At 38.3% G+C, this 13,837-nt stretch carries 13 protein-coding genes; 5 read left to right on the top strand and 8 right to left on the bottom strand.

Features of this window, described 5'->3' with window-relative positions; genetic code table 11:
* Positions 1-67: 67 nt before the first annotated feature.
* On the bottom strand, positions 68-229 hold the full coding sequence (locus tag GGQ84_RS01965; RefSeq protein ID WP_429158433.1) for a DUF1540 domain-containing protein: 162 nt from the start codon (positions 227-229) through the stop codon (positions 68-70).
* A 638-nt stretch (positions 230-867) separates the two neighbouring features.
* Here GGQ84_RS01965 and GGQ84_RS01960 point away from each other — a divergent pair.
* Complete coding sequence (locus GGQ84_RS01960; protein WP_429158431.1) at positions 868-2,457, top strand: ABC-F family ATP-binding cassette domain-containing protein; 1,590 nt, start codon at positions 868-870, stop codon at positions 2,455-2,457.
* A 68-nt stretch (positions 2,458-2,525) separates the two neighbouring features.
* On the opposite strand, the gene GGQ84_RS01955 is transcribed toward GGQ84_RS01960, so the two are convergent.
* Entirely contained in the window at positions 2,526-3,527 is a 1,002-nt protein-coding gene (locus GGQ84_RS01955) for a YeiH family protein (protein ID WP_429158428.1), read from the bottom strand.
* A 132-nt stretch (positions 3,528-3,659) separates the two neighbouring features.
* Between GGQ84_RS01955 and GGQ84_RS01950 the strand changes: the two genes are divergently transcribed.
* A complete protein-coding gene (locus tag GGQ84_RS01950) occupies positions 3,660-4,550 on the top strand; it encodes a LysR family transcriptional regulator (RefSeq protein WP_429158426.1) in 891 nt (296 codons plus the stop codon).
* On the opposite strand, the gene GGQ84_RS01945 is transcribed toward GGQ84_RS01950, so the two are convergent.
* The 5 genes from GGQ84_RS01945 to GGQ84_RS01925 are packed head-to-tail and all read right to left on the bottom strand — an operon-like array spanning position 4,530 to position 8,023.
* Entirely contained in the window at positions 4,530-4,847 is a 318-nt protein-coding gene (locus GGQ84_RS01945) for an AzlD domain-containing protein (RefSeq protein ID WP_429158423.1), read from the bottom strand. The two genes, GGQ84_RS01950 and GGQ84_RS01945, sit on opposite strands and share 21 nt — an antisense overlap.
* Positions 4,840-5,559, bottom strand: coding sequence for an AzlC family ABC transporter permease (locus GGQ84_RS01940; protein WP_429158420.1), 720 nt, complete (start codon positions 5,557-5,559; stop codon positions 4,840-4,842). Before GGQ84_RS01940 ends, GGQ84_RS01945 begins: the two co-directional genes overlap by 8 nt.
* Positions 5,560-5,564: 5 nt before the next feature.
* On the bottom strand, positions 5,565-6,278 hold the full coding sequence (locus GGQ84_RS01935) for an ABC transporter ATP-binding protein (protein ID WP_429158417.1): 714 nt from the start codon (positions 6,276-6,278) through the stop codon (positions 5,565-5,567).
* Position 6,279: 1 nt separating this feature from the next.
* Complete coding sequence (locus tag GGQ84_RS01930) at positions 6,280-7,053, bottom strand: ABC transporter permease (protein ID WP_429158414.1); 774 nt, start codon at positions 7,051-7,053, stop codon at positions 6,280-6,282.
* On the bottom strand, positions 7,028-8,023 hold the full coding sequence (locus tag GGQ84_RS01925; RefSeq protein WP_429158411.1) for an ABC transporter substrate-binding protein: 996 nt from the start codon (positions 8,021-8,023) through the stop codon (positions 7,028-7,030). The genes GGQ84_RS01930 and GGQ84_RS01925 overlap by 26 nt, the downstream gene beginning before the upstream one ends.
* A gap of 99 nt (positions 8,024-8,122) precedes the next feature.
* Between GGQ84_RS01925 and GGQ84_RS01920 the strand changes: the two genes are divergently transcribed.
* From GGQ84_RS01920 to ade, 3 genes are all read left to right on the top strand, one after another.
* On the top strand, positions 8,123-8,866 hold the full coding sequence (locus GGQ84_RS01920) for a TSUP family transporter (protein ID WP_429158409.1): 744 nt from the start codon (positions 8,123-8,125) through the stop codon (positions 8,864-8,866).
* Between the two features lie 100 nt (positions 8,867-8,966).
* Positions 8,967-10,409 (top strand): polysaccharide deacetylase family protein, encoded by a 1,443-nt coding sequence (locus tag GGQ84_RS01915; protein ID WP_429158406.1) that lies wholly within the window; start codon positions 8,967-8,969, stop codon positions 10,407-10,409.
* Between the two features lie 33 nt (positions 10,410-10,442).
* Positions 10,443-12,245: an adenine deaminase gene (gene ade / locus GGQ84_RS01910; protein WP_429158403.1), complete on the top strand. Its 1,803-nt coding sequence runs from the start codon at positions 10,443-10,445 to the stop codon at positions 12,243-12,245.
* 40 nt (positions 12,246-12,285) lie between these two features.
* Here ade and GGQ84_RS01905 read toward each other — a convergent pair whose 3' ends face one another.
* The gene (locus tag GGQ84_RS01905; protein ID WP_429158400.1) at positions 12,286-13,734 is read right to left on the bottom strand and encodes a catalase; all 1,449 of its coding nucleotides are present in this window, start codon (positions 13,732-13,734) and stop codon (positions 12,286-12,288) included.
* Positions 13,735-13,837 lie beyond the last annotated feature (103 nt).

The raw sequence follows: 13,837 nt of genomic DNA, 5'->3' as shown, positions 1-13,837 counted from the left end.
TTCGCAACATATAATTAAATAAAGAAAACCATCGTGCTTTAATAACACGATGGCTTTCTTGCCTACACTACTTAGTTTTTCCTTTAGGTAAAAAAGTTTCACAAGCAGTATCATCAGTATTACTAACCATATGGTCCTTTACTCTAGACTTAACTTCAATTGTGGAAGCCAAGCATAGGTCGCTCTGATTATAGTGACATTCTTCAACTCTACATTTAATTTCAGACATTTTTTCACCTCCCCATAGTGCAATCTCTAAAAAGTATCTCCAAGTAAATAAAAATTATGTATTATACCATTAACTTTGTAAGAAAAATTTGATGCGATTAAAAATCAATAGCATCCAATAATTAAGATGCTTTGCCATCCTCTTCTATATAATGAAAAAGGTAATAAAGCATATCTTGAGTTAGGGCCTTGTGACTAAAGGGGAAAAGGGTAGTTCTATCTTGTATGTCTACAAGATAGAACTACCCTTTTCCCCTAATGTACTGCTGTACCAAAAGAAAACCTCCTAGCTTTTTTGCCTGAAACAGACTCCAAGTTTCACATTACCTGTCTTTTGCCAGCAATCAAGTTACCTCACAAGTGGGAACCGTTAAGCCTAAGGGGCTTCCTTTAGTCTTGATAATTCTAACAAATATAACGTGGGTAATGTATTAACTTATCAAAGTTTACTGAACGTTTCAGGCCTTACCAATACTCCGACTTGGCTAGTTGTTTCTTGGTTAATTTAATTATAAGATTTTTACGACTATTAGTCAAGAGGAATTGTGTTTTTTTTCACATGAAGTTGAGATGTAATTTTAGTAAATATATGTTACAATATCTGAAGATTTTAATTATATAGTAGAGGAAGGTAATGAAGTGATAAATGTTACAAATTTAAGTCTGCGTTTTGGAGATCAGAAGCTATTTGAAGATGTTAATCTAAAATTCACAGAGGGAAACTGCTATGGTGTCATAGGGGCAAATGGAGCCGGTAAAAGTACTTTTTTAAAGATTTTATCTGGTGAAATAGAACCAAATACGGGAGAAATTCATATTAGCCCGGGAATGCGGATGTCTGTGCTAAAGCAGGACCACTATCAATACGATGATGTACAAGTACTTGAAACAGTAATTATGGGTAACCTTAGACTCAATGAAATTATGAAGGAAAAGGATGCTATCTATGCAAAGGGAGAATTTACCGATGAAGATGGCATGAGAGCTGCTGAACTAGAGGCGGAATTCAGCGAGTTAAATGGATGGGAAGCAGAATCTGATGCATCATCTTTACTACAGGGGCTGGGTATTCCTACGGATCTACATGACAAGAAGATGGCTGAGTTGCAAGGTTCTGAAAAAGTAAAGGTGCTCCTGGCGCAAGCTCTGTTTGGAAACCCAGGAATATTAATTCTCGATGAGCCCACAAACCACTTAGATTACAAATCTATTAATTGGCTAGAGGAATTTTTGATTGAATTTGATGGGATTGTAATCCTTGTCTCCCACGATAGGCACTTCTTAAATAAGACGTGTACTCACATGGCAGATGTGGATTTTGGCAAGATCAAATTATATGTGGGTAACTACGATTTCTGGTATGAATCCAGCCAACTTGCGCAGCAAATGATGAAGGATCAAAATCGCAAGAAAGAGGAGAAAGTCAAACAACTCCAGGAATTCATTGCTCGATTTAGTGCTAATGCATCTAAGTCTAAACAGGCTACTTCTCGTAAAAAGGTTTTAGAAAAAATAACAATAGATGATATTCAGCCTTCTACTAGAAGGTATCCTTTTGTTGGCTTTAAGCCAGAGCGGGAGGTTGGAAATGACATCTTAACTGTAGAGGGTCTTTCCAAAACAGTTGAAGGAGAAAAGCTATTAGACAACGTTAGCTTTACAGTTCACAAGGGAGACAAAATAGCTTTTGTGGGCTCTAACGAACTATTGAATACTACTTTATTTAAAATATTGGCGGGAGAATTAGAGCCAGATAGCGGTTCTTTCAAATGGGGTATCACAATTACAAAGGCGTATTTCCCTAAGGATAATTCAGAGTACTTTAAAGACGTAGACCTTAACTTGGTGGAATGGTTGAGACAATTTTCAGAAGAAAAAGCTGAATCCTATATTAGAGGATTTTTAGGGAAGATGCTTTTCTCGGGAGAAGAGGCACTAAAGGAAGTAAAAGTTTTATCTGGAGGGGAAAGAGTTCGGTGTATGCTTTCTAAGATGATGCTTGCTAATGCTAATGTGCTCCTATTAGACCAACCTACGAACCACTTGGACTTAGAATCAATTACTGCATTAAATGATGGGTTGAAAAATTACAGTAGCAACGTTCTGTTTACGTCTCATGATCATCAATTTATCGAGACTATTGCCAACCGAATAATTGAGATAACTCCAGAGGGAGTAACTGATGTGGAAATGACCTATAATGAATACTTGGAAAAAATGAAAGCTTAAATTTTCAGACAAGTATAATAAAAAAAGTTAAGGAGTAGCATGCTGCAACTCCTTAACTTTTTTTGAATCTAAAATTGATATACCAAATAGGTAATACTAAAACCGATAAAGGCAATAAAAATGGATGTGATTAAGCCTAGTAGAAAAGGTTTGATGCCGAGATCTTTAAATACCTTTGCTCCTAAGGCTAAGCCCATTGCTGCCATGGCCACAGTAAATGAAAAACTACTAGCCTTTACAAAGCCATCTATTGCAACAGGAGGCAAAGTGACGGTTGAATTTAATAGCATGGCTACTAAAAAGCCTATTACGAACCAAGGGATTGTTACTTCACGCCAACTAACTTGTTCGTCCTTTTGTTTTTTTATTTCCAAGAATACTACCACCAAGGCTACTGGTACAATTAACATTACGCGAGCCAATTTAACCACAGTTGCAAATTCCCCCGCTTGGTCGCCAGCAGCAAAGCCAGCTACTACAACTTGTGCTACCTCATGAACTGATGCGCCGGTCCATACAGCATAAAAGAGATTTGGTAAATGAAAGATATGAAAAAATACCGGATAAAGTATCATGGACATAGTGCCGAAAACAGTTATTGTTGCAATAGAGAAGGCGATATCTTTTTCCTTTGCCCTAATCAATGGTGCTACAGCAGCGATGGCAGAAGCACCGCAAATAGAAGAGCCTACACCAATCAATAGGGTTAGGTTATACTGCAATCCGAGCTTTTTACCGAGCCACAGGGAGAACATAATGGTGACTAAAGAAACAACCGTTACTACTAAAAACGTCTCTAATCCCACCACTTGCAAGTCGCTGATGTTTAAGCGAAAACCCATTAGGATTATTCCTAAATACAACATTTTCTTTAACCAGAAAGCGATGCCAGACTGAAGTGAATCGGACAGGGTAAAAGAACTGTTGATAATCATTCCCAAAATAATAGCTATTATAAGTGCATTAAGGTGCAATAACTGAAGTTTTTCCCACTGTTGTAATAGCAGTGCCATAGAGGCAATAGAAAGTACTAGAAGTCCTCCTTGTAGGTTATCTTTTGTTATGTTCAATTGTTTTCCTCCTTGTCATTCGCTTGCGGGCCCAAGCATTTAGTATAATCTAATCATAAACTATGGTAAACTATTAGTAAAATAGTATTAATTTATAGTACAAATAAGCTATTACTTATAGGGGGGATTTTTTTGAATTTAAGGCAGTTGAAGGTATTTGCAAATGTTGTAAAAACTGGAAATATGTCAGAGGCGGCAAAGGAGTTATATATGACCCAGCCTGCAGTGAGTCAGACTATTTCTGATTTAGAAAATAGTCTCCAAGTAAAATTATTTGACCGGATAAGCAAGAACTTGATTTTAACAGACGCGGGAAAAGTTTTAGAGACTTATGCCAATAAAATATTACTTTTAGTCAAGGAAGCAGAATTTACTATTCAGGATATTGTATCTTTAAAGCAAGGTACTTTAAGAGTGGGCGCCAGCACTACTGTGGGAATTTACATGCTTCCTAAACTGATCCGCTCATTTCAGGAAAAATACTCTCAAATCCAGACTTTTTTTCATATCGACAATACTCAGGTTATTGAAAGCATGATCCTGAATCATGAAATCGATATAGGCTTGGTAGAAGGGGGGGTTGGAGCAGAGGATATTACTGTAAAACACTTAGTAAATGATGAATTGTGTCTTATTTGCTCATCAGAACACCCTTGGGTGCAAAATGGGCGCAAGTTTATTGTTCCTGAAGAATTGGAGCAGGAGACTTTAATTTTGCGGGAAATAGGTAGCGGAACTCGGGAGATAATTGAGCAGGCTTTGACGGAGAATGGGGTTCATTACACCATTAAACATGTACTAAATAATACTGAAGCAATTAAAAAAGCTGTCACAGAAAACATCGGAGTTGCATTTGTATCGGAAATGGCAGTAAATGATGAGACTTGGGTAGGAGAGTTCAAAATAATGCCAGTTAAGAATTTAAAAATAGCGAGAGATATGAAATTTATTTATCACCAAAATAAATATCCCTCGCCCTTGTTTTTGGCATTTGTGTCTCACTTAGAAGATGTATTCAATTAGAAAATTTTCTGTAATAAAAACGCCAAGAATTCCACCAATAATTATAATAATTAGATTAAAGCGCATTAAAGCTAAAATAACAGATAGCGCACCGCCTACAATTGCAGCTTGGATAGTTTCCACAGAGAAAAGTATTCCTGGGAAGATTAGACTGGTCAAAACTGCATAGGGCACGAATTCCAAAAAACGATTTACCCTTGGAGGTAATGCAATATTTTTTAAATATACCAATGGAAGCATCCGTGGAATATAGGTGACTAAACCCATGCCTATCACTAATAACACTAAACTATCCATTTGTATCACCTACTTTTTCAGATGCTGGAAAGATTAATGCGCCAATACCAGCAGTTATAATAGTTGTAATGATAATATTCCATCCAGAGGAGAGTTGGATGAAATGCGGAGCAATCCAATGCAACCCAGAACTAACCGTAATAGCAATAAATACAATGTAGGGAATAGGACCTGCTTGTTTTAAAGAAGGTACTAAGAGGCCTATAAACATAGAATACAAAGCAATTCCCATACTGGCCTGGATTGATTGGGGAAGCCCAACAGCGAAAAAAACACCAATCCAAGTACCTATATTCCAAGAGGAAAAGGCTATAAAATTTAAGGCCAGCACAAACTGGGGATTTAACTCTCGTTCTCTCTGGGTGGAGGCCAAACTAAAAGTCTCGTCTGTCACTCCAAAAGAAAGTAACGCTAAAAATTTTTTTGGTGTTTGCTGGGGAAGTCTCTGGGATAGTGATGCTGACATCAATAGGTGCCGCAAATTTACAATAAAAGTTGTTATTACGACTTCCCAGTGTGAGACTCCCGCCACAATCAGGTTAACTCCGATAAATTGGCTAGCACCTGCAAAAACAACTAATGACATCAGTAATATAATGTAATTTGATATATCAAAGGATTTAGCTAAAAGGCCAAATGCTATGGCGATTGGGATATAGCCTATGGCTACAGGCAATCCCGCTTTGCATCCTGCAATATATTGATTAGCCACAAAGCTCACCTCGTGCTTTCTCTTATTATTAACTGCTCTCTATATTCATTTAGTGCCTCTTTGCTCTCTGCTCTCTTTTCGTGGGAAATGGGAATGCTAATTTGGTTTATAAGCGTAAGAGGTGGGCCACTAAATACATGGATTTTATCAGCCATATAGAGAGCCTCATCTATGTCGTGAGTAACAAATATTAAAAGCTTTTTTTTCTGTTTCCAAAAGGATATGATATAATCCATTAAGTTTCTCTTTAGTTTTAAATCTAAGCCCTTAAAGGGTTCATCCATTACCAGAATATCTCCCTGATGGGCAAAAGCCCTGGCTATGGCAACTCTCTGTTTCATTCCTCCACTTAATTGATCTGGATAATGCTTCTTAAATGAAGTTAAGTTTACAAGTGCCAAGTATTCGTCTGCTAAACGCTCTGAGTCAACAATTGAGTAATGACTTTTTAGGATGAATAAAATGTTTTCTTTAACAGTTGCCCAAGGGAGTAGCCTATCCTCTTGAAAGATATACGAAAAGGTTTTTCCCTTTATACCCTCGATAGAACCAGCATCAGCAGGAGTTAGATTGACTAACACATTTAATAGGGTTGTTTTGCCGCAACCAGAAGGCCCAAAAAGGCAGTGGATTTTTTCATATGAAAGAGTCAAGGTAAAGTCCCTAAGTACTTGCAGGTCATGATAGCTTTTAGAAAGACTATTTAATTGCAATTGCATCTCAAACCAACTCTTTTCTATGTTTTCTGGCACTTCGCAGTAAGCGGGAAAATATATTTTCAAAAAGAATACTGAGTATTATAACTACAAGGGTCCAAGCAAATAAATCCACTGAATCCAAGTATACTTTAGCGCTGTATAGGTGCGTTCCAATTCCATTCCTAGGGTGGCTTAGCACTTCCGCAGCTACACTTACTTTCCAACCTAGTCCTAAAGCAGTAATGGTAGCGGCAGTAAAATAAGGAGTAATTGAGGGAAGATAGATTTCCCTAAGAACAAGCCACCTATTAACCCTATAAACATCTGCCATTTCCAAAAGCTTTTTGTCCACATTTCGTATTCCCTCTACCACATTAGTCCAGATTATGGGAAAGCACATAAGAAAGCAGATGAAAATTGGAACATTGCTAGAGGAAAACCAGATTAATGCTATGATGATAAACGATATTACTGGTGTGGACTTAATAGCAGAGACTAGAGGATTTAATAAATCGAAAATATAACTGTTCAGACTTGCCAAAATACCAAATACTACACCGAAAACAATAGATAAAAGCATCCCCATAATAACTCTGTAGATAGATGAGAATACAGTTTCCCAAAAAGAAAGCATGAAAATTAGTTCATTTAAGCGATTAAACACATCAAAAGGAGACGGGACATAAATGTCCCGTTGAATTATTAAATATAGAATTTGCCATACAGCAATCCAAAATAAAAAAACTAAAAATTTATTTAATCCCTTTTTTCTATCTTTGATAGTAGAAACTCTCATCTGCTAATTTTCCTCCGATAGATCTTGGCTCAAAGTCGAATAATATTTGATAAAAATCTTGTAGGAACGGCTTAGCTTCTTGAGCATCAATGAATACAATATTAGAATAAGGAATAGCATTTTGAGCTACGGCTGCGTTGGAAAGGATCTCGTGTTTAGCCATCAACTCTGCTGCATCCTCTTGATTGTTGTTAACAAAATTTACTGATTGTTCATAGTCATCTAAAAATGCATCCACTATTTCTTTATTGTTTTCAGCAAAGTTTTTTTGAACAATAATGGCACCCATAGCTAGTTGGCTATTGTCCGTTACTGAATTCCATTCCTGAGTCAGGTCTAAAGCTATTCTTAAGTCATCATTGCGCATCAAAGCAGTAGTAACGTGAGGCTGTGGTAATAAAGCAATATCAACGTCTCCAGCAGCTGTAGCAGCAGCAAGATCTGAATGTTGCAAATTAAAGTCTAGTATTACATCTTCATCTGGAATTAAACCATTATTCTGTAATAAATACCTAAAGGCAAAGTCTGGCGTAGCCCCTTTACCACTAATGTTAACGGTCTGACCTTCTAGATCAGCTATAGAATTAATGCTATTGCCATTTTCTAATACATAAAGAACCCCTAGTGTATTTACTGCAGCTAGCTGCACAGCTCCTTCGGTTCTATTGTGTAAAACTAAAGCTAAATTTGTGGGAACTGCCGCGATATCAACTTCACCGTTAATAATTTTACCAACTAAATCATCGGGACTGCCCATTAAAGTGAAATGGTAATCCAAATCAGTTTCTGCTGTTTCACTTCGCTCCATGAGCTCAACCATGCCCATGCCTGTAGGTCCCATAAGTGCTGCCACATTTACTGAAATCTCTTCTTGCTCTTGTGTTTCAGGTTCGCTATTACAGGCAACTATACCAATTGCCATTGTAAAAATAATAAACAATAGTGCGAATTTTTTTAAATTAATTTTCAATTTTATCCCCCTTTGCAATTAAAAGAATTGAATGATATCATTTCATTATATAAATAGTTTTATTTTTTTGTCAAGATACTGTGGATTGGAGAAGATGGTATGCATATTGAGTTTTCATTTTTACTAGCTATTCTGGTAACTTTTGCAGGAACGGTAAAAGGTATTACCGGTGCTGGTTTTGCACTTGCCTTTTTGCCTTTTGCGCTCTTATTGTTTCCGATGGAGCATGTTGTTATTTACAGTTTGTTCTTTGGGCTTTTTGGTTCTCCGTATATTTGGTTTTTAAAAAGGGATGAAGTTCGATATGATTTGCTTAAATATTATATCCAATCGGCTATATTAGGCATAATTATGGGTTTTCCAGTGTTATATTTTACAACTAGTGAACAACTGAGAATTATAGTAAGTGTGGCAATTATTGTGGGGGCACTAATGATGGTGCTGTCTAAGGAAATAAAGCCTTTTAAAAATGAGAAAAAAGCTATGTTAGTGGCGGGAAATCTTAGTGGAATTTTATCTATTACTAGTAGTCTGGCAGGACCTCCATTAATGATGCTTTTGGCTAAGCAGAGATTGAATAATAAAGCGTATAGAGCAACTATTGCAGCCTGCTTTACATTTGTATTTTCATTTAGCTTTATTATGTGGCTGTTTATTGATTCTGCGGCTCTTTTAGCTGTAGTGGGCTCTGGGATACCTGCTATTCCATTTTTGTTTTTAGGAATAGGGATAGGCATGAAAATTTTCCACTTAGTTCCTGCTGGTGCGCTATCTCGCTGTATGCTTTATTTGCTGATTATCTCGGGAGTATTTAACTTGATAAGAGGACTTTATGGAATTTAAACAACCACCATCACATGGTGGTTGTTTTTTTTGTAAAGGAATTTGGTGAAATTTGTAGAAGTCGAATCATAGGAATAATTAAAATGAAAGAGGGGCAAAAATGCAAACAACAATTGAAAAAAACAATATAGCAATTATTACAGTAATTATTCTAAGTGTTTTTATCTTTATAAGTTTTGTATCAGTAAGTGGTTGCCGCAGCATTGCCCATGAACCTGGGGAGGATGTAAATGGTTTCATGGTAGCTTTAGCCAATGGGAAAAAAGATGAAATGTTGGACTATATAGGAGAGGGAGCTGATGAAGAAAAATTTCAAGAGCTTCTTGAGATTTTACAGGATGAAACGATCCAAGTAATACTCAAAGATGCAAGCCTTGAGGTAGATATCTATAAAAGAAGTGAAAGCGAAGCAGCGCTAGCCGTAGCAATAACACACCCTGAGCGGGGCTTCCTACTAGAAGAGCAAACAGGAGAAAATTATCAAATAAAGAAGATAGATGATAGGAAAGCAGTAGTAAGCTTTGAAGTAGATATAGTTTGGGAAGGGAATATGTGGAAGGCAAAGGAAGTACCGCCTATTAGAGAAGTATATGACAAAGCGTGGGATAAGTTCTTGGCTGAAGTTAAAAGAGATCCCAAAGTTAAGGCTTGGAATTGGAGTGAAGAGGAAGGCAAGTTTGCTATTGTTTATGCCAGAGCAAACAATAGTTATAAGTTAGCAGTTTTTTGTGCTGAGGAAATTAAGTTAATCGATGAAAGGGAAATATATTTTAATATCAAAGCTAATCAAGGAGAGTGGAGACTAGATTTGAAAGAAGAGGGTAGGTTAGCAGTTAGATATATACAAAGGACTTTTACCTATAAGACTTATTATGATCTACAGCGTAAAAACTTTGCTCAGGTTCCTGTTCCCAATGGAGCGGTAGGATTTTCAGATTCCTTTTACATAGAAGGGCTAACAGATGAAAAACTGGTGGCCCTTACCTTTGATGATGGCCCAGATGCTCGCTACACTGAAGAAACACTTGATATATTGGCAGAGTACGGTGTGCCTGCAACATATTTTCTTATTGGCGAGAACACACTGCGTTTTCCCGATGTGGCCAAGAGAATAGTAGCAGAAGGACATGAGGTGGGGAACCACTCCTTTAATCACCCGGATTTTCGTCGCTTTTCCAGTGAAAGAGTTTACAGTGAACAAATAGAGCGTACACAAGAGATTTTTAAAGAGGTATTAGGAGTAGAGCCTCACATTTTCAGACCACCTTATGGTGCTATTACACCTGAGCAAGTTGATTTTTTTGCTGAGAAGGGTATCAAGACAGTTAACTGGTCCATAGACACCCATGATTGGAATAAAGACTTTAATAGCGTAGAGACTATGTTTGAGACAGTAAAAAGATATAAGCATCCTGGCGCAATAGTTTTGATGCATTCGGGGGGTGGGCCAAGGCCAAATACGGTGGAACTATTGCCGGAGTTAATAGAAATGTTTCAAGAAAAGGGATACAAATTCGTTACTGTCGGGGAATTGTTAATCTAAACATAGAACAATAATATACTGGAGGTTAAGAGTATGCAGAGTAAGAAAAGAGATGAAGCCCACAAACTAGCAGAGGTTTCTAGAGAATTATCAGCTGCTGCCATGGGAATAGAGAAAGCTGATGTGATAATTACAGGTGGAAATGTTGTTAATGTCCACACTGGAGAAATAGAGCAAGGTAAAGATGTGGTAATTAAAGCGGGGCGAGTTGTACTAGTTGGAAAGTCGGATCATGCTAGGGGCGAGAATACAGAAATAATTGATGCCTCAGGCTACTATCTAGCACCGGGATTTATGGATGGACATGTGCACATAGAAAGCAGTATGGTCACTGCAACTGAATTTGCTAAAGCTGTATTGCCTAACGGCACCACAACTGTATTTATGGATCCTCATGAGATTGCCAATGTATTAGGCATGGATGGAGTAAAATTAATGATAGAAGAAGGAAAAGACCTTCCTTTAAGGGTTTATGCTACTATGCCATCCTGTGTTCCAGCGGCTCCGGGTTTTGAGGATGCGGGAGCTGTTTTTGGCCCCAAAGAAGTAGAGGAGGCAATGGAGTGGGATGAGATTATTGGGCTGGGAGAAATGATGAATTTCCCAGGAGTAATTTATAGTGATGAAAATGTTCACGGCGAATTAGGTGCCACAATAAAGAGCGGTAAGGTAATAACAGGTCATTACTCTATACCAGACCTGGAAATTGGACTTCAAGCTTATGTTGCAGCAGGCATTGCCTCCTGCCATGAAGCTACAACTAAAGAAGAAGCACTGGCTAGAATGCGTTTAGGTATGTATGTAAAAATGCGAGAAGGATCTGCTTGGCATGATGTAAAAGAAACTGTAAAAGCAGTTACTGAAAACAACATTGATACTCGCTATGCAATACTAGTATCAGATGACACTCACCCTCATACTTTATTGGATACAGGTCATTTGGACCATGTAGTGAGGAGAGCTATTCAAGAGGGAGTTAACCCGATTACGGCGATTCAAATGGTGACAATTAATACTGCCCAATGCTTTGAAGTGGACAGGTTTATGGGTAGTATTGCTCCAGGGAGATACGCTGATATTTTATTCATAAAAGATTTGGCAGCAGTAGATGTGGAGAAAGTGATGGTTAACGGAAAGGTAGTAGCTCAAGATAAGAAGCTTCAAGTTGAGCTGGAGAGGTACGAATATCCAGGCAGTGCAACTCAATCAGTTCACTTGAAAGAGAAGCTGGAGCAAAAGCACTTTGAAATAAAAGCACCAATTGATAATGGTTTGGCAGAAGTAAATGTTATGGAGATTATTGAGGCTCATGTGGGCACTAAGCATAGGAATATGGAATTGCCAGTTAAAGATGGCTTGCTTCAATTGCCGAAGGATGAAGATGTGCTAAAAATAATGGTGATGGAGAGACATGGAGTTAATGGAACCTATGGCTTAGGTTTGGTAAAAGGATTTGGACTTAAAGAGGGAGCCGTGGCTTCTACGGTAGCTCATGATAGCCACAACCTGCTTATAATGGGAACAAATGATGAGGATATGGCCTATGCAGGAAATGTTTTAGCAGAGCATGGTGGAGGCATGGTAGCCGTCAAGGATGGTAAAGTACTAGCCTTATTGCCCCTTGAAATAGCTGGACTTATGTCGCAAAAGCCCGTAGAAGAAGTGAGAGATTTGGTTGATGGAGTGGATAAAGCCTGGAAGGAGTTAGGTTGTCAGCTGGTTTCACCATTTATGACCATGGCTCTAATAAGCCTACCAGTGTTACCTGAGCTGAGGTTAACTAATAAGGGTTTGGTGGATACAATTAATTTTAAAATTATAGATTTGTTTAAATAGAGTAAAACAGCGGCTGTGAGCCGCTGTTTTACTCTAATTACTATTCTATTGACATTCCCAAGGCTTTTGCTATACCCTCTCCGTAGGCAGGGTCAGCTTTGGCGCAGTTTTTAATATGTCTTTGCTTAACCTCATCAGAAGCATCTGCTATATTTCTAGCTGTATTTGCAAAAAGCACTTCTTTTTGCTCTTGGCTCATAAGATTAAACAATAATCCAGGTTGAGTATAATAATCGTCGTCTTCTCTGTGGTTCCAATGATCGGCAGCGCCGTCAAGAGCTAATGGTGGTTCTTTATATTCCGGTTGGTCTTGCCACTCTCCATAGCTGTTTGGTTCATATCCCAGTGTAGAGCCATAATTGCCGTCCACTCTCATGGCACCATCTCTGTGGTAGCTGTGAACAGGACAGCGCGATGCGTTTACTGGGATCAAATGATGATTCACTCCTAGCCTATATCTCTGGGCATCACCATAGGAGAATAAGCGGCCCTGTAGCATTTTATCTGGGGAGAACCCTATTCCACTAACCACGTTAGCAGGATTGAAGGCAGCTTGCTCCACTTCGGCAAAGTAGTTTTCTGGGTTGCGATTGAGCTCTAGAACACCTACTTCAATTAGTGGATAGTCCTTTGTATACCAGACCTTAGTCAGATCAAAAGGATTGTAAGGTGAATTAATTGCCTGCTCTTCAGTCATCACTTGAATATACAGTTTCCATCGTGGGAAGTCTCCTTTTTCTATACTCTCGTATAGGTCTTTCTGGTGACTCTCACGATCCTTGCCAACCAGTTCTTCAGCCTCTTGGTCAGTTAAGTTTTTAATTCCCTGTTCAGTGCGGAAGTGAAACTTAACCCATACTCTCTCATTATCAGCATTAATCATGCTAAATGTATGGCTACCAAATCCGTGCATATGTCGATATGTAGCTGGGATGCCGCGGTCACTCATGACGATGGTAACCTGATGCAGTGCTTCTGGGAGTGATGTCCAGAAATCCCAATTGTTTTGAGCGCTTCTCATGTTTGTGCGAGGATCTCTTTTTACGGCATGATTTAAGTCTGGAAATTTAAGTGGGTCCCGTAGGAAAAATACAGGAGTGTTATTGCCTACTAAGTCCCAATTTCCTTCATCAGTGTAAAACTTAATTGCAAAGCCGCGGATATCGCGCTCTGCATCTGCAGCACCGCGTTCGCCAGCCACAGTGGAAAAGCGCATGAATAAATCAGTCTTTTTTCCTACTTCAGAAAAGATACTTGCTTTCGTATACTGGGTGATATCATTAGTTACTGTGAATGTACCATAGGCCCCGGACCCTTTTGCATGCATTCTTCTTTCAGGAATAACCTCTCGATCGAAGTGCGCTAGTTTTTCCAAAAACCAAACATCTTGCAATAACATAGGTCCTCTTGGGCCAGCTGTCATAGCATTCTGATTATCCACAACAGGAGCTCCATTTGTTCGAGTTAACTTAGGCTTTTTATCATTCATGTAACATTACTCCCCCTTTTTATTGTACTTACACCAATATTCGGTACTTATTACCAATATTCCTACTTAAAATATGAATTTTTTGCGATTCCCCTGTCTTTCC

The sequence above is a fragment of the Desulfitispora alkaliphila genome (genome assembly GCF_050433185.1).
In the GTDB taxonomy this organism is placed as follows: domain Bacteria; phylum Bacillota; class Desulfitisporia; order Desulfitisporales; family Desulfitisporaceae; genus Desulfitispora; species Desulfitispora alkaliphila.
Note: the sequence above shows the minus strand (reverse complement) of the source record. Positions and strands in the feature narration are given on the sequence as shown.